At 53.4% G+C, this 25,838-nt stretch carries 24 protein-coding genes; 12 read left to right on the forward strand and 12 right to left on the reverse strand.

Going from position 1 to position 25,838, the window contains the following annotated elements; genetic code table 11:
- Positions 1–6: 6 nt before the first annotated feature.
- Positions 7–981, reverse strand: coding sequence for a proteasome assembly chaperone family protein (locus CSTAT_RS05785; RefSeq protein ID WP_075722780.1), 975 nt, complete (start codon positions 979–981; stop codon positions 7–9).
- Between the two features lie 268 nt (positions 982–1,249).
- On the opposite strand from CSTAT_RS05785, the gene CSTAT_RS05790 reads away from it, so the two are divergent.
- On the forward strand, positions 1,250–2,416 hold the full coding sequence (locus tag CSTAT_RS05790) for a DUF4192 domain-containing protein (RefSeq protein ID WP_075722781.1): 1,167 nt from the start codon (positions 1,250–1,252) through the stop codon (positions 2,414–2,416).
- A gap of 7 nt (positions 2,417–2,423) precedes the next feature.
- Here the strand turns inward: CSTAT_RS05790 and galE are convergent, their stop codons facing one another.
- The 6 genes from galE to CSTAT_RS05820 all read right to left on the reverse strand — a co-directional run bounded on the left by galE (position 2,424) and on the right by CSTAT_RS05820 (position 8,264).
- On the reverse strand, positions 2,424–3,416 hold the full coding sequence (gene galE, locus CSTAT_RS05795) for a UDP-glucose 4-epimerase GalE (RefSeq protein WP_075722782.1): 993 nt from the start codon (positions 3,414–3,416) through the stop codon (positions 2,424–2,426).
- A 162-nt stretch (positions 3,417–3,578) separates the two neighbouring features.
- The gene (locus CSTAT_RS05800) at positions 3,579–4,259 is read right to left on the reverse strand and encodes a metal-dependent transcriptional regulator (protein ID WP_066793640.1); all 681 of its coding nucleotides are present in this window, start codon (positions 4,257–4,259) and stop codon (positions 3,579–3,581) included.
- Between the two features lie 319 nt (positions 4,260–4,578).
- Positions 4,579–5,583 (reverse strand): sigma-70 family RNA polymerase sigma factor, encoded by a 1,005-nt coding sequence (locus CSTAT_RS05805; protein ID WP_066793643.1) that lies wholly within the window; start codon positions 5,581–5,583, stop codon positions 4,579–4,581.
- A 133-nt stretch (positions 5,584–5,716) separates the two neighbouring features.
- The gene (locus CSTAT_RS05810; RefSeq protein ID WP_075722783.1) at positions 5,717–6,181 is read right to left on the reverse strand and encodes a D-aminoacyl-tRNA deacylase; all 465 of its coding nucleotides are present in this window, start codon (positions 6,179–6,181) and stop codon (positions 5,717–5,719) included.
- A gap of 25 nt (positions 6,182–6,206) precedes the next feature.
- Positions 6,207–7,757 (reverse strand): DUF7782 domain-containing protein, encoded by a 1,551-nt coding sequence (locus CSTAT_RS05815; protein ID WP_075722784.1) that lies wholly within the window; start codon positions 7,755–7,757, stop codon positions 6,207–6,209.
- A complete protein-coding gene (locus CSTAT_RS05820; protein WP_075722785.1) occupies positions 7,758–8,264 on the reverse strand; it encodes a DUF3099 domain-containing protein in 507 nt (168 codons plus the stop codon).
- 85 nt (positions 8,265–8,349) lie between these two features.
- Between CSTAT_RS05820 and CSTAT_RS05825 the strand changes: the two genes are divergently transcribed.
- The 5 genes from CSTAT_RS05825 (at position 8,350) to CSTAT_RS05845 (ending at position 14,311) form a co-directional block, all read left to right on the forward strand.
- A complete protein-coding gene (locus CSTAT_RS05825) occupies positions 8,350–8,601 on the forward strand; it encodes a DUF3039 domain-containing protein (RefSeq protein WP_066797534.1) in 252 nt (83 codons plus the stop codon).
- Positions 8,598–10,379 (forward strand): DEAD/DEAH box helicase, encoded by a 1,782-nt coding sequence (locus CSTAT_RS05830; protein WP_075722786.1) that lies wholly within the window; start codon positions 8,598–8,600, stop codon positions 10,377–10,379. The genes CSTAT_RS05825 and CSTAT_RS05830 overlap by 4 nt, the downstream gene beginning before the upstream one ends.
- A 151-nt stretch (positions 10,380–10,530) precedes the next feature.
- Positions 10,531–11,106, forward strand: coding sequence for a DUF4190 domain-containing protein (locus CSTAT_RS05835; protein WP_075722787.1), 576 nt, complete (start codon positions 10,531–10,533; stop codon positions 11,104–11,106).
- Positions 11,107–11,332: 226 nt separating this feature from the next.
- Entirely contained in the window at positions 11,333–13,054 is a 1,722-nt protein-coding gene (locus tag CSTAT_RS05840) for an FUSC family protein (protein ID WP_083640703.1), read from the forward strand.
- A gap of 75 nt (positions 13,055–13,129) precedes the next feature.
- Positions 13,130–14,311, forward strand: a complete 1,182-nt coding sequence (locus CSTAT_RS05845; RefSeq protein WP_244892913.1) for a polysaccharide pyruvyl transferase family protein — start codon at positions 13,130–13,132, stop codon at positions 14,309–14,311.
- Here the strand turns inward: CSTAT_RS05845 and CSTAT_RS05850 are convergent.
- The 4 genes from CSTAT_RS05850 to ppgK form a co-directional block, all read right to left on the reverse strand.
- Positions 14,308–15,366: a lipoate-protein ligase small subunit gene (locus tag CSTAT_RS05850; protein ID WP_075722789.1), complete on the reverse strand. Its 1,059-nt coding sequence runs from the start codon at positions 15,364–15,366 to the stop codon at positions 14,308–14,310. The two genes, CSTAT_RS05845 and CSTAT_RS05850, sit on opposite strands and share 4 nt — an antisense overlap.
- Before the next feature lie 39 nt (positions 15,367–15,405).
- On the reverse strand, positions 15,406–16,638 hold the full coding sequence (locus tag CSTAT_RS05855) for a 4-hydroxybenzoate 3-monooxygenase (protein WP_075722790.1): 1,233 nt from the start codon (positions 16,636–16,638) through the stop codon (positions 15,406–15,408).
- A gap of 434 nt (positions 16,639–17,072) precedes the next feature.
- Entirely contained in the window at positions 17,073–18,491 is a 1,419-nt protein-coding gene (locus CSTAT_RS05860; protein WP_075722791.1) for an RNA polymerase sigma factor, read from the reverse strand.
- 309 nt (positions 18,492–18,800) lie between these two features.
- Positions 18,801–19,553: a polyphosphate--glucose phosphotransferase gene (gene ppgK / locus CSTAT_RS05865; protein ID WP_075722792.1), complete on the reverse strand. Its 753-nt coding sequence runs from the start codon at positions 19,551–19,553 to the stop codon at positions 18,801–18,803.
- Positions 19,554–19,578: 25 nt separating this feature from the next.
- Here ppgK and CSTAT_RS05870 point away from each other — a divergent pair, with 25 nt between their 5' ends.
- Entirely contained in the window at positions 19,579–20,433 is an 855-nt protein-coding gene (locus CSTAT_RS05870; protein ID WP_083640706.1) for an inositol monophosphatase family protein, read from the forward strand.
- A 253-nt stretch (positions 20,434–20,686) separates the two neighbouring features.
- A complete protein-coding gene (locus CSTAT_RS05875; RefSeq protein WP_066793669.1) occupies positions 20,687–20,977 on the forward strand; it encodes a DUF4193 domain-containing protein in 291 nt (96 codons plus the stop codon).
- Positions 20,978–21,064: 87 nt separating this feature from the next.
- Here the strand turns inward: CSTAT_RS05875 and CSTAT_RS05880 are convergent, their stop codons facing one another.
- On the reverse strand, positions 21,065–21,640 hold the full coding sequence (locus tag CSTAT_RS05880) for a DUF3093 domain-containing protein (protein ID WP_075722793.1): 576 nt from the start codon (positions 21,638–21,640) through the stop codon (positions 21,065–21,067).
- Positions 21,641–21,828: 188 nt separating this feature from the next.
- Here CSTAT_RS05880 and dut point away from each other — a divergent pair, with 188 nt between their 5' ends.
- The 4 genes from dut (at position 21,829) to CSTAT_RS05900 (ending at position 25,692) form a co-directional block, all read left to right on the forward strand.
- A complete protein-coding gene (gene dut / locus CSTAT_RS05885; RefSeq protein ID WP_088859305.1) occupies positions 21,829–22,266 on the forward strand; it encodes a dUTP diphosphatase in 438 nt (145 codons plus the stop codon).
- A gap of 190 nt (positions 22,267–22,456) precedes the next feature.
- Entirely contained in the window at positions 22,457–23,485 is a 1,029-nt protein-coding gene (locus tag CSTAT_RS05890) for a DUF3710 domain-containing protein (protein WP_075722794.1), read from the forward strand.
- Between the two features lie 177 nt (positions 23,486–23,662).
- Entirely contained in the window at positions 23,663–24,388 is a 726-nt protein-coding gene (locus tag CSTAT_RS05895) for a DUF3159 domain-containing protein (RefSeq protein WP_083640896.1), read from the forward strand.
- Positions 24,385–25,692 carry a class I SAM-dependent RNA methyltransferase gene (locus tag CSTAT_RS05900; protein ID WP_075722795.1) on the forward strand — a complete coding sequence of 436 codons (1,308 nt, stop codon included), beginning with the start codon at positions 24,385–24,387 and terminating at the stop codon, positions 25,690–25,692. Before CSTAT_RS05895 ends, CSTAT_RS05900 begins: the two co-directional genes overlap by 4 nt.
- The last annotated feature ends 146 nt before the right edge of the window (positions 25,693–25,838 follow it).

Raw genomic sequence — 25,838 nt, forward strand, 5'->3', positions numbered from 1 at the left:
CCCTTGTTAGAAGTCATCCTCAGGGTCGGAGTCCTTGCCGTCTTCAGAATCATTTTCTAAGAAATCATCCGCGGTGTCTATATCCGCGAGGAAACGTTGGAACTCTGCTCCAAGCTCTTCACCACTTGGCACATGCTGCTCGCCCGGCATGATCGCCTGTGGATGTTCATTGCGGTAACGCTCCATATAAGCGTCATATTGATCCTCTAAGGAGTGAACGACCTGAACAATTTCCTCAGAATCATTGACCTGCTCTTCAAGCTGGATATTAACCCGTTCAATGTCATGCTCTAAGGACTTCAATGGCAGGTTCAGCCCTGCTGCCTCAGATACCGCGTCCAATAGCTGGTGAGTGGCATGTGGATATGGGGACGAGGACAAGTAGTGCGGAACGTGTGCGGTATATCCAGCGACATTACGGCCAAGTTGCGCAAGTTCCTTTTCGATGAATAAGGAAGCAGAACCTGGAACAATCATCTTGGATTCCATACGCACCATGCGAGAAACCAACTCAGCAGAGTTTCCATGCGCAGTAACTACCAAAGGACGTGTGTGTGGCACGGGCATCGGCGCAGCGTACAGACAGATGGTGTTTTTAACATCAAAGCGCGTTACTAACTCTGCAACGGCCTTGGTAAAAGACTCCCACCGTAGATCCGGCTCGGGTCCAGAAAGCAGCAGAAAAGGCTTGCCTTCAGTGTCCTTGAGCACGCGAATATCTAGATCCAAAGATTCAATTTCCACGGGCTGGTCAATATCAATCGTGACCGCAGGGCGACGGGAGCGATAATCAATGAGCTCATCGCTATTAAATGTTGCTAACGGGCGTGATTCTAAAGCAGCCTTGAGGTGATCAGCGCTGGATTCAACCGAAAGGCCGGCATCGGCATAGCCGTGCATTGCCACTACCAGCGTTGGCCCCTCATCAACCGACGGTGCGGGATATTCCAACTCATACATGCGACGTTCGTTATCTTGCATGATAAACCTCCTCTTACTACCACGTTCAACACACTTAATGGATAAAGTATTCCGGGTATTGCTCCGTGCTAACCGTGGTGGTTGTCCAACTATTCTAGGCTAAAGGCCAACTTTGATGTGTCAGGTTGACGCGGATTCGTCGAAGCGTTGGGCCAAATTGTGGATAACTATGATGACACATCAGCAAAACGGCTAAGTTATCCACAGGTTTCTGGTCTCGTGCTGCTTTGCCCTAGTGCGCTCAGAGAAAGTCAGCGAATCTTAAATCATGACAAACTCTTCAACACTTCGAACCCCTGGACAACTACTAGCAAATATCCCTGGAATCCTCGGATTCTATCCCTCTGACTCTATCGTGTTAATGGCTTTTGAAGAAAGCGACGGCGATCTAACCCTTGGCCCTACACTGCGCTTCGACATCGCCGATTTGAGCGCAACCTTGACCAAAGCCTTAACAGCAATCGATCATCACCGCTGCGTGTTCATCATGCCTTTCGCCATCACCTCGTCGACTGGATCTGACATCCAGCGCATTGCACAGGAAATCTTTAACCATGCAGAACTTCTAGACATGCCCATCACCGCGCTATGGCACACAGCCGAAATTGCCGACGGTGAACCGTTTGCTGCCATTGAACGTGACCTCAGTGAAATTTCAGAAGAACTACGAGAGATTGAAGAAATGCCTAGAGATTGGAAAAACGGACACATTGACCAAGTAGTCAGCGCTGTAACCATGGAACCTTTCATCCGCGAGGGGCGCTTGCCCGGATATGACCGAGACGAAGCGCATGCTCCACTGCACCGACGCAACCACATCATTGATGCCGACACTTTGGAGCTGATACAAGGACAAGCACTACACGCGGCAGCAATAATGCACGATAAAGACAGCCTTGTAAATCCCCGATATGGATACGGACTAGAGGACTTGCTCAAAGAATGCGAGGAGCTGATATTCCAAGCATCCACTTATGGCTTTGATGCTGCTGATAGCTGCCTGCACGATCTCGGGCTTTTGGGCTCAGCTGCCATGACGATGGGTAACACCTATGTCCGTGACCTCACTGCAGCCACCTATTTGGACCATCCGGAAGAAACTGCAGCGATCATGCTTGCTACCTCGCAGTCTTTTAGCGGAGTTATCCGCAATAACGCACTGTGCATGTATGCCGCGGCCCAAATCAAACGCGGCATGTCTATGTATGCCGGCATGGCACTGGGGGCTTCACAAAGTGCGGACCACAACCACTCACTGACATCTTTAATGCTGCAGTGCTATCTCAACGGGCTAGCTACAAACTGCGTGGACAATATCAACCAAGGAAGTGCTAATGCACGCAGTCATTACTACCGGAAACTAGCGCAACGAACGAGTGATTCGGCAAAGAGCGAAGATGAGGCCGGCACCGACAACTTTGACGATGCCGCCTAGTTAAAAGCTACTTTGCGATGCGCGAAGCGGAGTGCGCGCGTTCACCTAATTGACGGGTGAATTCCCAAGCATCCGTAACAATCGTGTGAAGGTCGGTACGCTGTGGGTTCCAGCCGAGCTCGGACTTGATGCGCTCGGAAGACGCAATCAAGGTAGCTGGGTCGCCTGCGCGCCGGGGTGCAACTTCAGCTGGAATGGGGTGGCCGGTAACCTCGCGGCAGGTTTCAATAACTTGCTTGACGGAGTAACCGTCACCTGAGCCGAGGTTGAATATCCGATGCTCTCCGAGGGCATTAGCTTCTAAAGCGAGCAGGTGGGCATCTGCAAGGTCACGGACATGGATATAGTCGCGCACAGCGGTGCCGTCGATGGTGTCCCAGTCATCGCCAAAAATGAAAATCTTGTCACGGTGACCCAGGGCTACCTGTAAGACGATGGGGATGAGGTGGGTTTCAATTTCGCGGTTCTCGCCAATAGAGCCATAAGCGCCAGCGACATTGAAGTAGCGCAATGACGTTGCTTTGAAACCATAAGCCTTAGCGTAGGAAGTGATCATGTAGTCAATAGCCAGCTTGGATGCGCCATAAGGATTAGTCGGCTGCGTCGGCATATCTTCGGTGATGGGAACCTGCTCGGGCTCGCCATATGTTGCCGCGGTAGAGGAGAAGACTAAGTTATCGACGGAATTCGCGCGCATCGCCTCGAGCAGCGTCAAAGTGGTGACGACATTGTGCTGCCAGTATTCTGCCGGCATTTCTACGGATTCGCCAACAAGCGAGCGAGCCGCAAAGTGCACGACGCCATCGAAGCCGCCTTGTGCCAGCACCTCTGCTGCCAGATCGGCAACATCGCCCCCGACCAAAGTGGCTTTTGCTGGCACTGCCTCGCGGTTGCCTGTTGAAAAATTATCAATAATGGTCACGTCATGACCTGCTTCGAGCAAAGTTGCAGCACACACGCTGCCAACATAGCCAGCGCCGCCAGTAACTAGTAGTTTCATCTCAGACCTGCCAAGTGTTTGGAAATTCATGAACGTGATCACGCTGCGTAGTCCGCCCACGAGAAAACGTAGGTAGGCGTTGCCTAAAATGCAGCGCCTTAAAAACGTTAAAAGGGTTCGAACCTAACTGAAAGGTTCGAACCCTTTTGGGATAGGCGCAGACTAACGCAGAGCCACGCGAATAGCGTGGGCGTAATCGTCTGCCAATTGTACCTGTCCACCCTCAGCGTTGGTGAGAGTGACTACGCCACCTTCTTGGCGAACAGTGACATCAGCGCCGACATTCATGCCAGCAGCAAAGAGATTCTCGAAAGCATCACCGTCGTACTGGATGATCTCATTGATCTGCGTAATGGTTGCTTCAACATCTTCACCATGTGGAAGATCAATCGCGCGCTTATCGTCATTAAACGGTGCGGAAACTGCGCCGAGCTTCTCCAAGCCCGGAATCGGGTTTCCGAAAGGAGACAAGGATGGGTCATCAATGACTGCAACCACGCGGCGTTCGACATCCTCACTCATGACGTGCTCCCAGCGACAGGCCTCATCGTGTACCTGGTGAATATCGAGCCCCAAGACGTCGGTCAATAAACGCTCCGCGAGACGGTGCTTGCGCATCACAGAAGTCGCGTGCTCGCGTCCTTCTGGAGTCAAGTCAAGACTGCGGTCTGGGCGCACGTGCAAAAGTCCGTCGCGCTCCATGCGCGCAACCGTTTGGGAAACGGTTGGACCAGATTGCTCAAGACGCTCCGCAATGCGTGCGCGCAAAGGAACAATGCCTTCTTCTTCTAGTTCATAGATAGTGCGCAGATACATCTCAGTGGTATCGACTAAGTCCCTCACGTGGCGACCCTTTCAGCAACAAAAAACAGTTAATTACTTACACACTAGCGCATTTCTCCCGCCAAGACCTTTACGGTGCGCTAAGCGCCCACGGGATAAAAGTTCGCGACTAAGTGCTGTTATTGGAAGTTATGATATGTTTCGGCGGATATAAAAGATTATGTTTTAATTTAGCACAAATTGGCAACTCTGTTCCATTAGCGCAGTGCGCTGGGCTTTAAGGAAGAGTTTGCGTTGAAGCAGTAAAAAATCCACCGCCGCAACACTCAAGGTGGCGCCGGTGGATAAATCTTACTCAGTGACTTTGAGCTACTTCTAACTACAGTGCGTACTCGCGAAGACGGTTGGCGCGGTTGCCATCGCGGAGCTTAGCCATAACCTCACGCTCAATCTGGCGTACCCGCTCACGGGAGAGGCCAAACTTGCGTCCGATCTGGTCTAAGGTGCGTGGGACTCCATCATCTAGGCCATAGCGCAAGCGGATGACGTCCTGCTCGCGCTGCTCTAAGGTTCCGATGACGTCCCGGATATCGGAGTGGCGCATGGAAGCAACCACAGCAGTTTCGGCATCGGTTGCTTCGGCGTCTTCAATGAAGTCTCCCAAAGGTGCTTCTTCATCCGCACCGACTGGCATGTCCAAAGAGACGGGGTCACGGGACTGACGGAGAAGCATCTCAATCTTGTTTTCTTCGATGCCGGATTCTTCCGCCAATTCCTCGTTTGTTGCCTCACGGCCAAGCGATTGGTACATCTCACGCTTGATGCGCGAGAGCTTATTAACCTGCTCTACCAAGTGGACTGGTAGGCGAATGGTGCGCGACTGGTCTGCCATGCCGCGGGTGATTGCTTGACGAATCCACCAGGTGGCATAAGTCGAGAACTTAAAGCCCTTGGCGTAGTCAAACTTTTCCATCGCGCGAATAAGGCCCAGATTGCCCTCTTGGATAAGGTCCAGCAAAGGCATGCCGCGGCCGGTGTAGCGTTTTGCTAGGGAAACAACCAGACGCAAGTTGGCTTCCAGCAGGTGGGAACGAGCCTTCTTGCCTTCCTTGACTAAAATCTTCATGTCGCGCTTTTCAGCACGAGTGAGCTTTTCTGCGGTGTTGAGCTTATATTCTGCATACAAGCCAATTTCAATGGCTTGGGCAAGCTCAACTTCATCTTCGGCAGAAAGTAGTGCCGTCTTACCAATTCCGTTGAGGTAAACGCGAACTAGGTCAGCGGAAGGGTTGTCATTGGTCTTACCGCGGCGGGAGCCCCGGTCAACTTCCTTTTCATTATTTTCTGAAGCGTCATGGGAATTCTGGGCAGATGAATTGGTCATCGTTGGCCTCCTGAATTTATCGCCGGTTACATAATGTCCAACGGGTGACACGTGAAATTAGTTCCCGCAAGCAGGAAAGGCTTCTTCCCAGCCGGCAAAAGCCACCCTGATTGGGGGTAAGGGGAACCTTAGTTTAGGATTCGACGAGCACAGTAAAGGGGCCGTCGTTGACGGACGCGACTTTCATCATGGCGCCGAAGCGACCTTCTTCGACGTGAATATTCCGCGCGCGAAGTTGGTCAATTACTTTGTTGATAACTGGTTCGGCAGCAAGCCCTGGTGCAGCATCCGACCAAGAAGGGCGACGTCCTTTGGCGGTGCGGCCATAGAGGGTGAACTGGCTAACCACCAGCACTGGAGCGCCGGTAGATTCCACAGAGGTTTCACCATCAAGGATGCGTAGCTCAGCAATCTTGCGCGCCATAGTGGCGATCTTATTGTCCAGTACCGCAGGATCCTGCTCACCTGTGTGGATATCTTCGACCGAGACACCGATGAGCGCTAGAAGCCCACCGGTTGATGGCGCGTCGAAGGAGCCGACTATTTCCTCATCGACGGTAACTGTCGCAGAGATACAACGCGTTAAGACAGCGCGCATAAGAAAAGAACTCCTTGTCGGGTTGCTAGATTACTGGGCCTAATTCGGTGGGGTAGAGGAAGCCATGGCGCACTAAGTCCGTAATAGCAGGCAGAGCAGCGCTATAGAGCTCGTCTGCGTCGTAGTCATTAGCGACGGCATATAGCTCCAGGGTCTCGCGCAGGTTGAGTCCCTGGGGGTTAAGACCTGCGACAATTGCTGCGATGTGCTCATCTACTTCGTGTGTCCAGCGCGGTCCTTCCGTGCGTGTAAGGCGCATGGTTGAGCGAGTGAATCCGAAGCCGAGTTCTGAATTCGACAGCGCAATATCCTCGCGTGCAACGCCCGGGCGCAGCCCAAACTGTTTATCTCCCAGCTCATCAGGTAAAAGATTTCGCAGCCACGCAGAGCGCATGAAGTGCTCTTCAACTTCCGCACCTAAAGCATCTTCGAAAGCCTGTGGAATTTCTTCAGCAGTAACTTCGGATGGCAAGTTGTCATCGATACGCTGCAAGGCGACAAATCCAAAGCCGATGCCGGTGACATTGTGCTCCCGGAAGTGCTCGAGCCAGAGCCGGGCACGTTCGCGGCCTTCATCACTGCGCGGATCGATGGATTCATCTTTAAGCCACGTGGAGACATACAAGGCCGGATCAGCGACGTCACGCTGCAAGACCCATGCGCTGGCACCAGTTTTGGGCAACCATGAAGCAACACGTTGTTGCCATGATTCATCCGGGGTGTGCACCCACGCTGCAAGCAAGTGCGCCGTGCCGCCTGGGGTGAGATGCTCAGCTGCTTGGGAAACCACCAACTCACTGGCGCCATCAAGGTTGAGACCAGAGTCGCGGTAGACATGGCCAACTTCTGGCAGGCCGACCACAAAAGGCGGATTAGCAACAATGCGGTCAAATTTCTCGCCCGCTATTGGCTCAAACCAACTTCCGTGACGAAACTCCACATGCTGTGCCCCCGTCGTGGCAATCGTGGCCTGCGCAAGGGCAAGGGCGCGCTCATGTACATCGGTAGCGACGATGTGCTGTGCGCTGTCGATTTGGCCCAGCAACTGCACGCCAGATCCGGTGCCCAAATCCAAAACGGACTGCACTGGTGTCGTTGGAGTGGTGCGCAACAGCGAAAGGCTAGCGGCGCCCACACCTAATACGTGTTCAGGTCCTGGGACGTGGTCAACCACAGAGGCATCAACATCGGAAAAGACCCACCGATTAGCGCCATCAATGACATGCGAGCGAATATCAAGCGCGATACGCACGACCCCGCTGGCATTAGTCTGCGCGATGTTGGCATCGACAAGCTTGGTGGCCAAAACTGAACCTACTGCCTTTGCTAATTCTGTAGCCGGCATGGGCTCATGCAACAAAAATAACCTGATGAGTAAGTCCATCTGGGTGCCCCGGCCGGTCGCGACCTCCACTGCAGCGGGCTCGCCACGGTATAAAGCCTCTGTTGCCTGCGGACCCAAGTGTGCTGCGATGCCGTGGGTATTGAAACCGGCTTTTTCGAAGACGTCGACTAACTCTGGCGCAAGCACATGCAACGGAATATCGGGATTAAGCGGTGGGCAAAATTCAGTCATCTATTCATCCTTTGAAGAATCTGGAGACGGGGATAAATCATCTGTAGTTTCGAAAGATTGATCACTTTGGTCAGGAGAGTCGGTGATGTGATCAATAATGTCAGATTCCCGCCGCGGGGAGTCGGTGTATTCCAGCTCCGGCTTATTATTAGCCGCTATCGCCTCCGCCCGAGCTTGCCGCGCCAGTGCTGGCTTATAGGTATTGCGCTCACGGGCATCACGCTTTTGCCCCCGGGCATTGGCAAAGACCACCGCAATCCACGGCAAAGGAATGGTAACCGCGGAAATTAACGCAGCGATAATCCACGCGTTATACGAATAGATCAGCCACAAGGAAATCAGCAGCGAAGGCACACGCAGAAACATCAAGATGCCATAACCGATTTCCCGTCGGTGGCGGTCTTGCCCAGGTGATACCTCAGCATCTGTAATCAGCACAGATTTCCTGCGGCGCCACCATGGTTTGGCGGTGGATTGACCCTTGCCTTTACTTCGACCGGAACTCATGGTTTTCAAGCCTAGACCGATCACCTACCCAAATTCGATACGCCCCTACCTGCGGCTTGCTCTTTCGGTGGGGTTTTGGGGCAAGATGGAGGGCGTGAGTACGACGACAAAGACTATTGAGAGACCAGACATCCGTGAGGATGTAAGCACTACCGACAATGACACCCCGAAGTTCTTTCACTACGTCAAAAAGAACCAGATTGTGGACTCTGCTGTGTCCGGCAAGATGGTTGTTGCGTTGTGCGGGGAAACTTTCCCGGTGACCAAACAGGCCAAGCCGGGCTCGCCGGTATGCCCCGACTGCGAACGGATTTATAAGGGCCTGCGTCGAAAGTGAGTGCACAAACTTCCAGGAACAAAGGTCAACTACGTGCCTGGCAGCAAGCGGCACTTGATAAATTCTTAGCCACCAAGCCCAAAGACTTCATGGCCGTGGCAACGCCAGGTGCAGGTAAGACTACTTTCGCGCTGCGTGTTGCGACAGAATTGGTTGATTCTCGCACCGTTGAGCGCGTTATTGTAGTCGTGCCAACGGAGCACCTGAAGGTGCAGTGGTCGGCGGCTGCCGCACGGGTTGGCTTGTCACTAGACCCATATTTCACCAACTCGTCTGCCGTTAACCCGTCTTTTGACGGCATCGTGGTCACCTATGCACAGGTGGGCATGCACCCGTTCAAGCACCGCGCGGTGACCTCAGCGCGGCGTACTTTGGTGATCTTGGATGAGATTCACCACGCGGGCGATGCAAAAAGCTGGGGCGATGGTGTGCGCGAAGCTTATGACGACGCCGAGCATCGACTAGCGCTAACCGGTACGCCATTTCGTTCCGATGACTCCCAGATTCCTTTCGTGCGCTACGAAGAGGACGGGGAGGGGCACTTAGTATCGCGCTCTGACCACACCTATGACTACGGGCATGCGCTTGCCGATGGCGTCGTGCGCCCGGTGGTCTTTTTGGCCTACTCAGGTGAAGCCCGATGGCGCACTTCTGCCGGTGAAGAATTCGCCGCACGCCTTGGGGATCCGCTCAACCCGGAGCAAACCGCGCGTGCGTGGAAGACCGCGCTGGATCCACGCGGTGACTGGATTCCTTCCGTTCTGCAAGCCGCACATACGCGCTTGATGCAGATGCGGCGCAATATGCCAGACGCCGGCGGATTGGTTATTGCAACCGATACCGCAACAGCACGTGCCTATGCCAAGATTCTGAAGGAATTGTCCTCCACGCCTGTATCGGTCATTTTGTCTGATGAGCCAGGTTCCTCAGAGCGCATTCAGGAATTTTCTGATAGCCGTGATGAGTGGATGGTTGCAGTGCGCATGGTGTCTGAAGGCGTTGACGTTCCCCGCCTTGCCGTAGGCGTTTATGCCACCTCCGCATCGACTCCGCTGTTTTTCGCACAGGCGATTGGCCGTTTCGTGCGTTCGCGTATGCCCGGTGAAACAGCTTCAGTATTTCTGCCTTCCGTACCCCGGCTATTGGGCCTTGCGGAAAACATGGAAAAATCCCGCGACCATGTCCTGGGCAAACCCGATAGGGAAGATGACGGTTGGGACGAAGACCTTGTAGTCCAAGCTAACAAGGAACAAACCGAACCGGACTTGGAACCGTCATATGAATCAATTGGTGCTGAGGCGGAGTTCTCATCGCTTATCTACGACGGCTCGCAATTTAATACCGCAGCACTCGATTCCGACGAAGATGCCGACTTCCTCGGTATCCCAGGGCTCTTAGACGCCGACCAAGTCAAAGACTTGCTGCGTAAGAAACAAGCCGAAGAGATGGACGCCCGTGCTGCGAAAGAACGCGAAGAGCGTGCAGCACAAGCAGCCGAAGAACATCGCCGCAAGATTCACGGACTCCCGTCCGCACCCGCTAATCGACGCAAAGCCCAGGAACAATCTGAGCAAGAAGGCGATAGCCCCGTTGCCATCGACGAGGTAACCAACCTGCGTAAAGAACTCAACACCATTGTTTCGATTACCGCAGGGCGCACAGGCAGACCACACGGTGCTATCCACACTGAAGCGCGCAAGGCATGTGGTGGACCACCAACCGCGCTATGCAATGCTGACCAGTTACGCGAAAGAATCGAATACCTACGCAAGTGGTAGGCCAGGGCCCAGCGCGCCGGGCTGCGCGTCAGCGGCTGCTCGCTATGTGGTGCGCGCATTCGGGGGCGTGCACCACGGCGAAGTTAGGGTTGGCTCAGGTAGAATCGTTAGCTAGTTCAATATAGCTAACAACCGTTAAGGATGATCAACTATGTCCAATCCGACGAATAACCCGTACGACTCGGGCAACAACCCTAATCAATACGGGGATCAGCCTTATAGCGATTCACATGGCGGCTCCCTGCCCAGCTATGGCGAATCCACCCACGGGGCGGGGCAAGGCGCAGGATATCCAGGCGCAGGTTCTGGGCCCGGAGCAGCATACAATGAGCAAGGCTCAGGATATGGCGGATACCAGCAGTATCAGAGCTATGATGCAGGACAACCAGGCGGGGCACCGGAGAAGAAGTCGACTCTAGCAGTAGCTGCTTTTGTCCTCGGCATTATTTCCTTGTTGGTAGCCGTGACTGGATTCGCGATTGTTCCCGGCGTCATTGGCGTGATTTTGGCGATCATCGCTTTTGTCCGCAACCGCAAGAAGGCAAAAGAAGCTCGCCGTACGTGGATGTCAGTGCTGGGACTCATCTTCTCGATCATCGGCATCGTCGCGTCCATCATTATTTTTGGAGTGATCTTGCTGGCCTTTACGGATCCAGTCGTGCAAGAGTGCATGAATACCGCTGCCAACACAGAAGAACTTCAAGCTTGCTTGGAGTCTTCACTTTAGTAACCTCAATCACGCGGTGCGTGGTTTAAATTGCGTCATGCAATAATGCAGGGTAAAGCTAGATACTAGGAAATTAAGCTTGCCCGGTATCGCCGAAGCGCTTAGCGCAGAATCAACCAAAAGATTCTGCGCTAAGCGCTTGTTCTGTTAGTGAATTGCCGGGGCTTCAATGGTGCTTAAATAATTCAATAAACAACTCTAAGAAGGATAAGGGGATAAATCAGCAGTGGATGACCTTCAAGGCCCAGCGCAAAAGAAGTTGACGTTGTCGGATTGGTGGACCGCCTTTATCGCCATTAATTCCACGGCCACGCGGTGGGCAGGCCCCTTGCGTGCAGCCTTAGCAATCCTTATCCCGGGCAGCATCGCTATGCTTACTGGCCATAAGGATGCGATTTTGCTGATTTGTGCTGGTGCTTTCACGGTCATCTACGGCGAAGGCATCGTGTACCGCAAGCGCTGGAAAGTCATGTTGACTGCCGGTGCACTGTTGTGGACAGGTTCCACAGTAGGCGCGTTGGTGGGTGCTTTGGTCTTTGCCCCCGGCCACGGCCACGCGTGGTTATTGCTGACTGCGGTATATGTCGCAGTACTAGGGGCAGGCATTGTCTTTGTTCAAAATGCACTGCGGCTTCCGCCCCCAGGTGGCTTTTTCATCGTCATGGTCACTGGTGGCTCAACTATGTTGGCACGTTCGGGTACGGATCCTTTAGAAGCAGCCTTTTGGCCGTTGACAGCTATTGTTACGGGCTTGATTTTGGGAATGCTTCCGGCGTTGCGTGATCCGCATGGCCCAGAGCGGGCAACCGTTGCCACGCTAGAACGCGCGACCAAGGCTTTCCAAAACGCGAAAGATGATGAAATTGCTCGGCACCACCAAGCTCAGACGGCGTTGACCGCGGCGTGGACAGCGCTTGCAGATGCAGGCATCGTTAACGCAGGCCGTAGTGTTATGCCTTCTCAGCAAGAGCTCGTTGAGCGCACTCTGAACGCCCAAGAAGCGATCGTAAAACGCAATCAAGCGGGGTCGGGAGCAGATGCTGAAGCTTTCTTTGAAACGGTCAACCTCATTGACCCTGAGCGCACGACTATGCCGCACGCACGGCCTACCGCACGCTATCGCATTTACCGCTCCTTAACGGCAGATAGCCACGCGATGGTTACGGCCAAGAAAGTGCTGATTGCAGCACTCGCCACGGGGGTAGTGGGCATTGCCTTAGGTCTTAATCGCCCCGACTGGGGTGTCATCTCGGCCTTGCTGATTTTGCAAAATGGCCCCGAGAAAGTCCCTGGCACCATTCGTGGTACCCACCGTGTTTTGGGTTCGATTTTAGGACTTGTGGTCTTCTCGATGTTTTACTTCTTCGGAGTTGAAGGCTGGTCATTGCTTGCTGCACTAGCGTTGTGTCAGTTCTTTGCTGAAGTGATGGTGGTGAAGAACTACGCGCTGTGTGTGATTTTCTCGACGCCATTGGCGCTTTTGATGGGTGGAATTTCCGAACCTTTAGGCAGCCTTATTGTCTCCCGTGGTATGGAAATTGGGCTTTCAGTTGTCTTTGCTTTCATCGTGCTGTGGTTTTTCAGCAATGGCTCCAAAGAACGTGAGAATAAGCGCCTGCAGCAGCGTGCCTACCAATCGATGTCCACCGTCTTGGGCAGTTTGCTCACGGGAACTCCGGATGAGGCTTTGGCTCAGCGCCGCGATCTCCAGTACGAGCTTTTATCTGAGCGTCGGTCTATCCAAAGCTTGGCAATGGATCACCCGGAGCAAGCACAGCAGCAATGGGCTAAACACCGTGCTATCCAGCACGCCGGATATCAAATCCTGGACTATTGCTCACTGAGCCCAAATACCATGATGGAATACGGGGCTTTAGGCACACTTATTGAATCCGTGCGCCAAGTTGCGCCGAAGGACGCTGGCCCGCAGGAACGTCCTCAAAAGTAAGGCACTTAGGGTTGACTTAGATAACTAAGTAAGTCATTACAGCCCTCGCAACGACGCTGTGCAACGATGGTAAACATGCCTGAAACGATTTATCTTGTCGCGCCCGCGGGGCACCCTAATTTCGGTGATGAATTCATTATTTCCGCCTGGTTGCGCGAGCTTTATCGCAGGCGCCCACACGCGCGGGTGATCTTGGACTGCCATAGCCCGGGAATCGCATCCATATTGCACGCTAATGTGCACCCGCACCTAACGGTGACAGATACTTTGTGGCATCTCGGGCTCAAGTGCGCCGACGAAGATGAAGTAGTCGAAGCGCTGAAAGATACTTACTCCAAGCCGCTTCTTACCACCGGGCTAAACCTGGCTAAGACCGCTGATATCGTGCATGTTATCGGTGGTGGCTGGCTCAATGACACCTGGCCACATCACTTGAAGGTTTTGGCCGCCGCCGCGAGCTTAAACGCGACGTATAAAGTGATGACGGGGCAGGGCTTTATCCCTGGCGATGAGATCAAAGACCAGCTGGATAAGTGGCTGCAACACTTCGATCACATGGAGGTGCGCGATGAGCCTTCAGAGGCGCTTTTTGCCAACCTTGCCCACGTGGAGCGTGGTTTAGATGATGCGTGGTTAGCTGCCTCAGATCCGGCGGCAGTGCATGGCCTGGGGTGGGGTAATGCAGATGCGCGTGAGCGCGACTTCGTCGTGATTGCGCAATCCGATCTATTGGGCATTGAAGTTGATGAGCTCGCACGCAGGATTATTCGCCAGCTCAAGCACCTAGGCGCTACCGGCGACGATGTTGCTTATGTGGAATGTATTCCCGAATATGACCACAAGGTTCTAGACCTGTTGCGCGAATTCGATCCAGAGCTAATGGAACACGTACGGGTGGTGGCCTTTGATGAACTGTGGGCTTTTGGTTTGCCGACCAGGGAAGGTCAAACTTGGATTTCCACGCGCTTTCACCCACACCTGGTGGCAGCAGCACGTGGGGTTTCAGGAATCGCGGTATCCGCGCATGCCGGAATGTACTACACGGTCAAGCATGCCTCAGTGGGGTCGGCATGGACGATTACTGACTTATATGAACCGGTAACTCCTGGTGGTCCACTAACCACGCAGCACGTGGAACAAAATTACGAAGACGCACAGCAGGTCGCAGAAAAGATCTACCCGATGACCTCAAGCCAGCAATTCAAGCAAAGCCTCAAGGCCATTGGGCGCTCGGCCAAACGCCGGATTAGGAGTTAGGGGACGCGCTTTGTCCACCCTTCAGTCGCGTATTTCTCGTCCACCAAGGTCTTGGCGGCGTGTAAATCGGAGTCACTGAGTCCTACCTCTTCGGCGCCATAGCGGCTAGAAAATACCGACTTGAGTGTATCGATGAGCTGCTCACGCGAAGCACCGGTTTGCCGGCGCAGTGGGTCCACGCGCTTTTTCGCGCTGCGCAATCCTTTATCGGAGATCTTCACCTTGCCGGTGCGCAGGACTTGCGTCATCATATCGGCGTCAATGTCATAAGACATGGTCACGTGGTGCAAGACGGCACCGCCACGGCGCTTTTGGGCAGCACCACCAATTTTGCCGCCGGTAGAGGTGATGTCATTAATTGGCACATACCACGCATCTACGCCGTGTTCTTTCAATGCTGCCAGCACCCAGCGATCTAGATATTCATAGGATTGTTCGTAGCTTAGCCCGGCTACTAGTGATTCAGGGGCATAGAGGGAGTAGGTGATGCAGTTGCCACCTTCCATAAACATTGCACCGCCGCCAGACATGCGGCGTACCACGGTGACCCCGTGTTCTTCGACTCCTTCGGAGTGTAGTTCGTTGACGTAGGACTGGAAGCTACCGATAACGGTCGCGCGGTCTTGCCAGTCCCAGATGCGCATGGTGGGTTTGCGCTTGCCGCTAGCTACTTGTTCCAAAAGCAATTCATCAAGGGCAACATTGACCGGGGTGGGCAATACGCCCGGGTGCATAATTTCCCACTCAAAATCAATAAAATCCCGGGCACCTGTGACGGCACGACGCACGGCTAGCGCTACATCGCTAGTTTGAAAGCCCTGCAGCTCAGCATGGTTGAATGCTGCAAGAGCAGCGTCCATCTTTGCTTGTAGCCGCTCCGCAGAATCGCTTGTCGACGCCCCCTCCAGCGCCCGGCTCAAAGCAAAAAATGCCTCATCTGGCTCAATGAAGAAATCTCCGGAAATTTTCACGTTTGTGATGGTGTCACCGTCGGTATCGACATCGACAACGACGAGTTTTCCGCCCGGTACTTTTAGTTCAAAATGTTGGCTCATGCTCCCCACACTAGTGAAGTTTGCGGAGCAAGAGAGTTCTTAAAAAGAATCGATGGACGGGAAATCCCAGCCGACATACTGCTGCGCAAGCAACTGGCGCCCAGCATCGGTGGTGACAACAGTCGATAGTTCTGCGAGCCGGCGATTGGTTTGGAACTGGGTAGACATCTGGTCTGCACCTGGCACGGAATGCAGCATCGAAGACATCCAGTAACTAAAATGTTGCGTCTTCCATACACGCGGCAATGCAAGCTTAGAGTAATCATCTAGCGCGGAAGTATCGGATTTCTTCACAGCATGAGCTAGTCGTGGGGCTAGCGCACAAATATCACCCATGGCCAGATTAAGGCCCTTGGCTCCGGTTGGCGGCACTGTGTGTGCTGCATCGCCTGCGGTAAACAGGCGCCCGCGCTGCATCGGGTCGGTGACTGCGGAGCGGAAACGCAACACTGCCTTATCAGTAATCTCGCCTTCAGAGACAGTGACAGCATCAGAATCGGCGCGCAGGTGCAGCTGTTCCCAAATCCGCTCATCCGACCACATATCTGGTGTATCTTCTGGATCGCACTGCAGATAATAGCGCTGGACATGTTCGCTACGCGTGGAAATGAGAGCAAAACCTGCAGGGTGGGTCGCATAAATCAGCTCTGGTGCGGTCTGTGGAGCATTGACCATGATTCCAAACCACGCAAAGGGATACTCATGTTTCATGCGCAGTCCTCCTGCACCGGTGATGAGCTTGCGGGTCAAAGACTTCGAACCATCAGCGCCGATCACAAAATTGGCACTGAGTACTCCAGAAGTGCCATCCGCGGCTTGGTAGTGCACCTTCGGATTATCTGTTTCGTGATCATCGATAGCCGTTACTTCTGTATCGAACCAAATTTCCCCGTCATCGCTTAAACGTTGGGCAATAAGATCAATGAGAACTTCATGCTGTGGATAGACAGCGACTTGTTTGCCGGTGTACTTGGCAAAATCGATGCGATGACTTTCTCCAGCAATAGAAACTGAAATGCCTTCATCGATTTCTGCCTCCCGGTCAAGGCGTTCGCCGACGCCGGTCTTGCGCAACAGGTCGATGGTGCCTTGCTCCAAAATGCCCGCGCGCACTGTCGACTCAACCTCAGAGCGGGATTGCTTTTCCAGTACTACCGATTCAACGCCCTGTAAATGCAGCAAATGCGAAAGCATGAGTCCTGCAGGTCCTGCTCCAACGATTGCTACCGGATTATGAAGGTGATCGGGAGCGGCCTGGGTACGCAATTTCATGCCTCTTTTCAGGATAAGACGATGGGGGATTGTCACTAGGGTAGCAGTAGTGATTGCCTGGCCAACTGCTCCAACGCACAGTGATGCAAGCAATAAAATGATGCTCTAAAATTCCTGCACGTCGTTAAATCCTCGGGCGACACCCAGGGAACTAAAAGATCTAGAAGTCTTAACACGTACCTGAAATGGTTGGCACGGGGAATATGAATATGTCATACTCGTACTTGCCAGCGCGTGGCCCCCGGGACTTCACCCCCGATTGTTCCGGCGCGAGCCCCCTGACACGGAGACGCTAGGCCACCCCCCCGAGCCTGGTGTCTCCACTTATTTATTGCGGAATGTTTCGGCCAAAAGGTCTCAAATCAAAAACGAGAACAATGGGGTTGTTTCACCGAAATGGAAACAACCCCATTGCTAAGCCATAAGCTTGAGATCTAGTCTAGGTAATCCCGTAGCACCTGAGAGCGCGATGGGTGGCGCAGCTTAGACATCGTCTTCGACTCAATCTGGCGAATACGTTCGCGAGTAACACCGTAGACTTGACCGATTTCGTCTAAAGTACGCGGCATGCCGTCGGTAAGGCCGAAGCGCAGTCGAACCACGCCAGCTTCACGCTCAGACAACGTGGTCAAGACATCCTGCAGCTGGTCTTGCAGCAGAGTAAAGGAAACGGCATCGACTGCGATGACTGCCTCGGAGTCTTCAATGAAGTCACCGAGCTGTGAGTCACCTTCGTCACCAATGGTCTGGTCCAAAGAGATTGGCTCACGAGCATATTGCTGGATTTCCAGCACCTTCTCCTCGGTGATATCCATTTCCTTAGCCAACTCCTGAGGAGTGGGCTCGCGACCCAGATCTTGCAGCAGCTCACGCTGGATACGGCCGAGCTTGTTGATGACTTCGACCATGTGTACTGGAATACGAATGGTACGAGCCTGGTCAGCCATAGCGCGGGTAATAGCCTGGCGGATCCACCAAGTAGCGTAAGTAGAGAACTTGTAGCCCTTGGTGTAGTCAAACTTCTCAACCGCACGGATAAGGCCCAAGTTGCCTTCTTGGATCAGGTCCAAGAACGCCATGCCGCGGCCGGTGTAGCGCTTCGCCAAGGAAACAACCAAACGCAGGTTGGCTTCCAAGAGGTGATTTTTAGCCTTGCGGCCATCACGAGCGATCCAGCGTAGGTCACGCTTTTGAGCAGGAGACAACTTCGCGGCAGCGTCACCTTCTGCGATCAGACGTTCCATTTCGTCTAAACGGTGCTGCGCATAGAGGCCGGCCTCGATGCGCTCAGCAAGAGAAACCTCTTGCTCTGCGTTTAGCAGCGCAACCTTACCGATTTGCTTGAGGTAAGCACGAACAGAGTCAGCGGAAGCGGTGAGCTGTGCGTCCTTGCGCGCTTGGCGCAGGGTAGCGGACTCATCCTCATCCCAGACGCTGGCGCCAGCATCCTCTTCTTCCTCTTCGTCCTCGTCTTCTTCGAGGTCTTCGGCGGGCTCGCCGAATTCATCCTCATCCGCTGCATTCGGATCGAAGTCGACTTCAGCCTGATCTTCGTCCTCGGTAGCGTCGACGTCCTGGTCTTCTAATGCTTCCTCGTCGTTAGATTCTGCAGAAGCCTCAGCAGGGGAAGTCGCCTTTTTAGCAGCAGACTTCCGGACAGTCTTTTTCGCTGCTGTTTTCTTAGCGGTTTTCTTCGCCGTCTTCTTAGCGGTCTTTTTGGCCGTTTTCTTCGCCGTCTTCTTAGCGGTCTTTTTGGCCGTTTTCTTCGCGGTCTTTTTGGCAGGGGCCTTTACTGCAGGAGTCTCCTCTGCGCCCTCGCCGAAAGCCTGGTCTGAAGATTCAGTGGCTGCCACGTACGCCCTTTCGCCTAGACATGATTTGTTTGAAACTTAACACGCATCAGTAATAAAACCTGGATACATTCCCTCAAGGTGCTGATGGTAATTAAAACGTCACGGTGCGCGCATTAATTTCATCTGCTATAAGAGGGCGTTGCAGCACTAACTGCTCATCCACCACGTGCATAGTTGCTCCATATTGAACGGTCGACCTACCAGTGTAGATGATTATGGATCATCACCGCCAGACCGGGTCGTTATTGTGACCATTATAGGCAGCTTTTATTATTTTTGTTTTTAACACTCACAGGTAAGACTTCGAATTTATGGAGAAATCTCCCGGGTGACTGCCATTGCCGCACCGATGATTCCTGCTTTATTACGCAGGCCAGCGGGTATAACTTCGGTCTTCGTGGTGAGATGCTTTCCCCACTTGTCAAAGCGGCGGGAGATGCCACCGCCGACGATGAACAAGTCTGGATTGAACAACGCCTCATACTCATGAAGTACGCGATCGACGCGTTTAGCCCACTTTTTGAATGAGAGGTCAAGGGCATCTTTCACCGCTGAGGATGCTTGGTGCTCAGCCTCGAAGCCGTCGACAGCAAGGTGCCCAATCTCAGTATTAGTCCAGAGTCGCCCGTCCATCAAAAAGGCTGAACCAATCCCGGTGCCGATGGTTAAGAAAATTACCTGGCCGGTTTTTGCTTTCTCCTCGCCAAAGGCCACTTCCGCTAAGCCAGCTGCATCAGCATCGTTGAGGATAGAGATATGCCTATCCGCGCCCAGGTGCCGGTGAAAGAGATCATAGGCGTCAATCCCAATCCAGGATTTATCAATATTTGCAGCAGAGAGCACCATTTGGCCTTTGACAATGGACGGAACAGTGATGCCGATAGGACCATCCCACTGCGCTTGATCCACGATTTCTTTAACCGTGGCGGCTACCGCCTCTGGTGTGGCGGGCTGCGGGGTCGCAATCTTTATCCGGACGCCCATAAATTGCCCCGTGTCTAAATCAACGACAGCACCTTTAATGCCGGAGCCGCCCACGTCAATACCGAAGGAAGTGTTCATGCGCACAATCTTATAGAAGTGCACAATGGTTGGTATGACTGAATTCGATGTATGTAAGTTACGGGACTATGCCGCAGACCTAGCACAGCAGGCGGCATCCCTGATCTCGACAAAGCGCTCGGAGATTACCGCGACGGGGGATATTCGGGCGCACAGCCAGACTAAGACGTCTGCTGTGGATCCCGTAACCGAAGTTGATACTGCTGCCGAAGAATTCATAGTGGGAAGCATTCGCAAAGACCGTCCCGATGATGGAATCATCGGAGAAGAAGGCGCCAATGTGCCGTCTCAGTCCGGTGTTTCCTGGATTATTGACCCCATCGATGGAACCGTGAACTTTATGTATGGACTCGGGGAGTACGCGGTATCCCTAGGCGCCATGGTTGATGGACAGTACGTTGCCGGTGCAGTAATCAATGTGGTCAAAGGAACGTTATATTCCGCAGCGGTAGGCCATGGGGCAACCGTGACATACCGCGACGGTACGAGCACTCAGTTGCGGTGTCGCCAAGAAACAGATCCTCGCCTTTCCTTGATTGCAACAGGTTTTGGTTACACCGAGACCCGCCGTGCAGGACAAGCAAAGATTCTCCAGGAACTGCTTCCGCAGGTTCGTGATATTCGACGTATGGGCTCTGCGGCGCTGGATTTGTGCCGCGTCGCCGAGGGCACGGTAGACGCCTATTACGAGCACGGAGTCAAGGTGTGGGACGTTGCCGCCGGGATTGTCATCGCCCGTGAATCTGGAGCGCAAGTCCATGTTCCACATTCTTGGACATCCGATGACCGAGGATCATTGGTCTGGGCTGCCTCTGCTCAATTAGCGCCGGCTTTTGAACGACTTTTGGCTTCTGCGGGGGCCAAGGAAGTCATTGACTAAGGGCCTGGGATTTTTTCTATTGTGAGACTCCGCGAATCGTCCGTCGCACAGCTTAAATAGGGGTAAAATCACACCAGTGTTCGCTGCTGGAGAAATTGCTGGTAGTGGCGTTAAAACAGCTCTAAACATACGTGGCGGGGGTAGTAATCGGGCTTTTTCAAAGCAGCGAGAATGACAGATGGCAAAATGTGGCTTAGTATGCGCGATCGACGAAACGTAAACCGCATGTTTAACCCTATTTAAGGACACATCTATGGCAACCGATTACGACGCACCCCGTCGCCGAGTTGAAGACGAGCTAGAGACTGACTCCCTAGAAGGTCTCAAGGCTGCTGAAGGCGAAAATAACGGCATGGACGACGACGGCGAAATTGTAGAGCCGTTCGAGCCACCAACAGTGGATCTCACTGGTGAAGAACTCAACGTCACCGTTGTTCCACGCCGTGAGGATGAATTTACTTGCTCGTCCTGCTTTATCGTGCAGTCCAACAAGCGCCTTTCCCACATGGAAGATGGTCAGCCAATCTGCCTCGATTGCGCTTAATTTCTCCTTGTGACAAAGCAATGGCGGCCGCCCGCAACTGGGGCGACCGCCATTGCTTTATGTTTTAGCGTTCAGGAACGTATTTCCTTAAGCGTTCAGGTCCTTGATGGCTTGTTCTGCTTGCTCGGGAACAAAAGCGCGAAGAAGTGCCTCGGGGTCCTTGGAGCTGACCAACCAATAAGGCGTGGGATCTTCTGGGTCATCGAGTACTAACATCACAAGCTCATCGACCCACTGGTGACTGACCAAGAATGCGGCTGGGTCTAACTGCGGCCCTAGGGCACTGCGGCGCGCGGACTTTGGAACCGCTAGGCTGCGCGCGACTACATCGCTAGGCAGCTGAGCGCCTTTAACCAATATCCAGCGAGTATTATCGGGATCTTTTTCCACCGTAATAACGGTCTTAGACATGGACACTAGCGCCCACGCCAGCAAGACGAAGACGATAAAGAACGTAATCACCGGCCAGAAATCGTGGCGGTTTAGGCCTACTGTCGCAGCCGTTAACGCAGCTACGAAAGCTGCTCCGAGCCACCAGTACCAAGGCACCCACTGACGCTCACGGTATAAAACCTCAGCGGTTGTATTGGCAGAGGGGCCATTGGAGCCGGCTTGGTTAGAAGAAGGAGTGCTGCTGGGGGAGGAATTAGCTGATGAAGTCACAAAACATAAGTGTACTTGTACCAATATTTTTCGCGAACCACCTCGGTCCTGTTACTGCGCTAGCGTTGCGTTAAGCGTCCTTGAAAGAAACGGGAAGAGCTAAGCGCGGTAGGGTGTGGAGCGTGAATACGAACGAAAATATCAATGACAATCAACACTCTGGTCTAGAATCCGCAGCCGGCGATGAGCTGTTGGGCAATGTTGCTATTAAGCGCTTGGATAAGGAATTGCCGCTTCCACAACGTGCCCACCGTGGTGATGCTGGCGCGGACCTTTATGCAGCGGAATCAGTAACCTTGCAGCCTGGGGAACGTGCCTTAGTGGGCACTGGCATTGCTATTGCTTTGCCACTGGGCACAGTAGGCCTCATCCATCCTCGTTCGGGTCTAGCTGCCAAGCACGGTCTCAGCGTCGTAAATACCCCAGGCACAGTCGATGCTGACTACCGCGGGGAGATCAAGGTGTGTCTGATTAATCACGACCGCCAGGAGCCCATTGAAATTTCGCGTGGTATGCGAATTGCGCAGCTGGTCATTCAACGCGTGGAACTAGTTGATTTCGTTGAGGTCGAAGAGCTCGACAGCACTGTTCGTGGAGACGGTGGATACGGATCGACGGGCGTTTAAAACTTTCGTCAAAAGGCTGAAATCCATTTGGCCACCTTAAAAAATCCTTCAGCTTCGTTAGGCTGGAAGGAAATACTTTTAATTTCTGAAAACCTTTAGCCCGCAAATTGTCTCACGTGGTTGGGCAAACGGAACTTAAAAAATAGAAGAATTCGACTCATAAATTCGTCCGAAGGGATGATGAAACACCATGGCACTTTGGCCTTTTGGCAAAAACAAGAAGAAGAACAACGCAGAGCAACCTGCGCAGCAAGAGGAAACTTTTGCCTCAGGAGCTAATTCTCCTGAGCGCACGGATGCTGCGGAGAATCCAACTGCGTCTGAACAGCCTTTAAGCGCAGATGCTCCTGCTCCCGCAGACACACCGGGGGACTCCGCAGCTGCGCAGGGAATACACGTCACTGTTAATCGCCACGATGCCATCAATGGGGATATGGGCCCATTTGATGGGGACTCTGTCGACATTGAAACTTTCGACTTCTCGGAATTCTCCACGGGAATTTTGGACTTGAAGTCAATGAAAATTCCGCTGCCTAAGCGCTCGCAAGTACAGGTCGAAATGGGCGCGCAGGGCCCGAAGATGTTGCACATCATCACGGAGTTTGGCCGTATTACGCCTGTGGCTTTTGCAGCCCCACGCTCGACTGGGCAATGGGAATCTTCCGTCAATGAGTTGGTAGAAAATATCCAGCGCGACGGCATGCCTACGCAATTAGAAGAAGGCCCGTGGGGAACTGAGATTGCTGCCCAAAACGCCAATGGCATGATTCGCATCATCGGAATTGAAGGCCCACGGTGGTTGCTGCGACTTACGCTCGCTGCGCCAACCGGCAAGGAAGAAGGCTTAACTGAACTGGCGCGCGAGGTTGCGTCGCGTGTCTTTGTTTACCGCGGCGATGATCCGATTCTGGCGGGTAATTCTCTTCCAGTGACCATGCCTCCGCAGTTGGTCAAGCAGGTGCAAGATGAGATGGAGCGCCGCAAGCAGGAACAAAATAAGCCTCAGGAGCAATCCCAGCAGGATACGAGCGCTGCTAATAAAGCCGCCCAGGAAGCAGCTGCGCGTCAGCTCTTCCAGATGCTTGGAGGAAACGCAGCAGCGCAGGCGGCGAAAAATTCTGAGCACCACCCTGAAAATGATCCAGAGGATTCTGATACATCCGCCGAATCAGATGACACCAGCGGTGATGACTCGGAAGGAAATGGCGACTCCAAGTAGAGTAAAGCTATTGATTGCACCCAAGCCAGCTAAATACCTGCGTGCCTTGGGTGCTTTAATTTTCAGCACGATGTCGAAGGCAAATATTTAACGGTGAATAACCCAGTAGGAAATGGCGAGCGCGCTAAAACCAAAGTCGCCAAAAAGCCCATCGAAGAGCAAACTTTGCTCGAACAGATGGGAGGCTGGCAAGGGCTCGTGTCGACCACCTTGCCGATTGTGGTGCTCGTGCCAGTAAACAGTCGGTGGGGGCTTGGCCCAGCTCTTGTCGCGGCTCTTTCTGTCGCATTAGTGATTTTGGTGTGGCGAATTGCTCGTAAAGAGACAATTCAGCCTGCTATTTCAGGTTTCATCGGTGTGGCCTTTTGCGCGGCTATTGCCTGGTACACGGGCGATGCCAAGGGGTATTTCCTCTATGGAATTTGGGCATCGCTCGTATTCGCCGTTATTGCGTTGATCTCCGTGTTATTTAAATGGCCAGTCGTTGGTGTTATATGGAAAGGCATCAATGGCGAGGATATGGCGTGGCAGAAGGTAACTCCTGCGCGTCGTGCATATGCCATTGCAACACTTGGTTGGGTTGTTATTTTTATTGCCCGATTTATCGTCCAAAATAACCTTTATAACTCTTCCGACACAACGACCTTAGGCATTGTGCGAATCCTGATGGGCTGGCCTTTGACCGGTGTTGTCACTGTACTGACGATTTGGATGGTACGTCGCGCCAATAAGGCCGTCGAAGCAGCGGTTGAGCGCGGCGAAATCACCCTCACGCCGAAAGTATCTTCAGGCGGTCCAGCGAAAGACGCGCAGGCGGATGGCGATCAGGCAGATAACGACCAGTTTGACGATGCAAGCAATATTGATACAACACAGACAGCAAATAAAGAGGATGAGCGATGAGCGCAGAAGATAGTTCGAAACAGCAAGGCTTGCTTAAAGCAGAAGATAGCTTGGAGCTCACTGTTGACCGCATGGCTCATGGTGGCGAAGGCATCGGCAATGCCCCCGATGGCCGCGTGGTATTCGTCCAGGGCGGATTTCCTGGAGATGTAGTTCAAGCTCGCGTGACCAAGGCCAAGAAGTCTTTTGCACATGCGCAGCTAGAAAGCGTGGTGCAGGCAGGTCCTCATCGGGTTTCATCAGCGTGCCCTGCTGCTGAGCTTGGTGCTGGCTGCTGCGATTTCGCTGAGCTGAATCCGGCTTCGGAAGTAGCGATTAAGCTCGACGTGCTCTCTGACCAGCTGCGCCGTGTAGCTAAGCTTTCAGAGATCCCTGATGTTGAGACCATCAATCTCAATCCACAGCGTGGCTGGCGCACCCGCGTGCGCCTTGGGGTTGATAGCCAAGGCCGAGCTGGTGGGCGTAAGCGTAACTCCAATGAGATCGTGCACGAAGTAGCGTGTTCACAATTAGCGCCAGGGCTTGTCGATGGCCTCGTAGGCCCCGATGCACGTCGCTTCACCCCAGGCTCTGAAGTTATTGCAGTCTTAGACAGCAAGGGCAACCGCCACGTGGTGGAAACCTCGAAGGCGCCACGTGGGCGTCGGGTGGAGAAAGTGACCACCGTTATCGAGGGCACCGGCGATGTGGAAGAACTGGCTGACGGGCACCACTTTCACTTTCCGGCCACCGCTTTTTGGCAGGCACACGCGAAAGCCCCAGATACTTATGCGGAAGTAATCCGTACCTACCTCAAAGACTGCCCACAAGCACCTGGTCGTCAGCCTTTAGGCTGGGACCTCTACGGCGGTGTCGGTGTATTTGTTCCGGCAATTGCGGGCAGCCTTGGCACACCGCAGGAGCCAGCACGGGTGATTTCCGTGGATTATTCACCGGCTGCTACCGCACTGAACCAGGCAGATCTTGAACAGTATGACGTGGATGTGGTCTCTGAGCGCGTTGAAAAAGTCGCTGCGCAGCTACCAGGTCCAACGGCAGTAGTCATGGATCCGCCCCGCACTGGTGCCGGGCTAGATGTGGTTTCTACGGTTGCTTCAGTATCGCCGCAGCGCGTCGTGCATGTCGGCTGTGACCCCGCAACTTTCGCGCGTGATATCGGATATTGGAATGAACACGGATTCCAGGTCGCACACCTGACTTTGGTCAATGCTTTCCCTGGAACACACCACTTTGAGGTCATCGCGCTTTTAGAGCCAGGTGTCGTGGAAGAAAATGAGGACATTGAAGAAGCTGCTGCGCTTTAGGGTGTAGCACAAAGTTGGTCAGACGCAGGATTTGTCGGGTGCGTATTCACGTTTTCTAAAGTGCGCGGGGTACGGTAGATCCTAAAAGATCGCGCCCGTGCGTCTGGCTGAAATACTGCCTCATTTCCAACAATACGGCGCGATGA

Origin of the sequence: Corynebacterium stationis (assembly GCF_001941345.1) — a bacterium.
Lineage (GTDB): Bacteria > Actinomycetota > Actinomycetes > Mycobacteriales > Mycobacteriaceae > Corynebacterium > Corynebacterium stationis.

Bases quoted from the DNA above. Each gene is read 5' to 3' on its own strand.
- CSTAT_RS05785 (WP_075722780.1), bottom strand. From the start codon at position 981: ATGCAAGATAACGAACGTCGCATGTATGAGTTGGAATATCCCGCACCG.
- CSTAT_RS05790 (WP_075722781.1), top strand. From the start codon at position 1,250: ATGACAAACTCTTCAACACTTCGAACCCCTGGACAACTACTAGCAAAT.
- galE (WP_075722782.1), bottom strand. From the start codon at position 3,416: ATGAAACTACTAGTTACTGGCGGCGCTGGCTATGTTGGCAGCGTGTGT.
- CSTAT_RS05805 (WP_066793643.1), bottom strand. From the start codon at position 5,583: ATGACCAATTCATCTGCCCAGAATTCCCATGACGCTTCAGAAAATAAT.
- CSTAT_RS05810 (WP_075722783.1), bottom strand. From the start codon at position 6,181: ATGCGCGCTGTCTTAACGCGTTGTATCTCTGCGACAGTTACCGTCGAT.
- CSTAT_RS05815 (WP_075722784.1), bottom strand. From the start codon at position 7,757: ATGACTGAATTTTGCCCACCGCTTAATCCCGATATTCCGTTGCATGTG.
- CSTAT_RS05820 (WP_075722785.1), bottom strand. From the start codon at position 8,264: ATGAGTTCCGGTCGAAGTAAAGGCAAGGGTCAATCCACCGCCAAACCA.
- CSTAT_RS05825 (WP_066797534.1), top strand. From the start codon at position 8,350: ATGGAGGGCGTGAGTACGACGACAAAGACTATTGAGAGACCAGACATC.
- CSTAT_RS05835 (WP_075722787.1), top strand. From the start codon at position 10,531: ATGTCCAATCCGACGAATAACCCGTACGACTCGGGCAACAACCCTAAT.
- CSTAT_RS05845 (WP_244892913.1), top strand. From the start codon at position 13,130: ATGCCTGAAACGATTTATCTTGTCGCGCCCGCGGGGCACCCTAATTTC.
- CSTAT_RS05850 (WP_075722789.1), bottom strand. From the start codon at position 15,366: ATGAGCCAACATTTTGAACTAAAAGTACCGGGCGGAAAACTCGTCGTT.
- CSTAT_RS05855 (WP_075722790.1), bottom strand. From the start codon at position 16,638: ATGAAATTGCGTACCCAGGCCGCTCCCGATCACCTTCATAATCCGGTA.
- ppgK (WP_075722792.1), bottom strand. From the start codon at position 19,553: ATGAACACTTCCTTCGGTATTGACGTGGGCGGCTCCGGCATTAAAGGT.
- CSTAT_RS05870 (WP_083640706.1), top strand. From the start codon at position 19,579: ATGGTTGGTATGACTGAATTCGATGTATGTAAGTTACGGGACTATGCC.
- CSTAT_RS05875 (WP_066793669.1), top strand. From the start codon at position 20,687: ATGGCAACCGATTACGACGCACCCCGTCGCCGAGTTGAAGACGAGCTA.
- CSTAT_RS05890 (WP_075722794.1), top strand. From the start codon at position 22,457: ATGGCACTTTGGCCTTTTGGCAAAAACAAGAAGAAGAACAACGCAGAG.
- CSTAT_RS05895 (WP_083640896.1), top strand. From the start codon at position 23,663: ATGGGAGGCTGGCAAGGGCTCGTGTCGACCACCTTGCCGATTGTGGTG.
- CSTAT_RS05900 (WP_075722795.1), top strand. From the start codon at position 24,385: ATGAGCGCAGAAGATAGTTCGAAACAGCAAGGCTTGCTTAAAGCAGAA.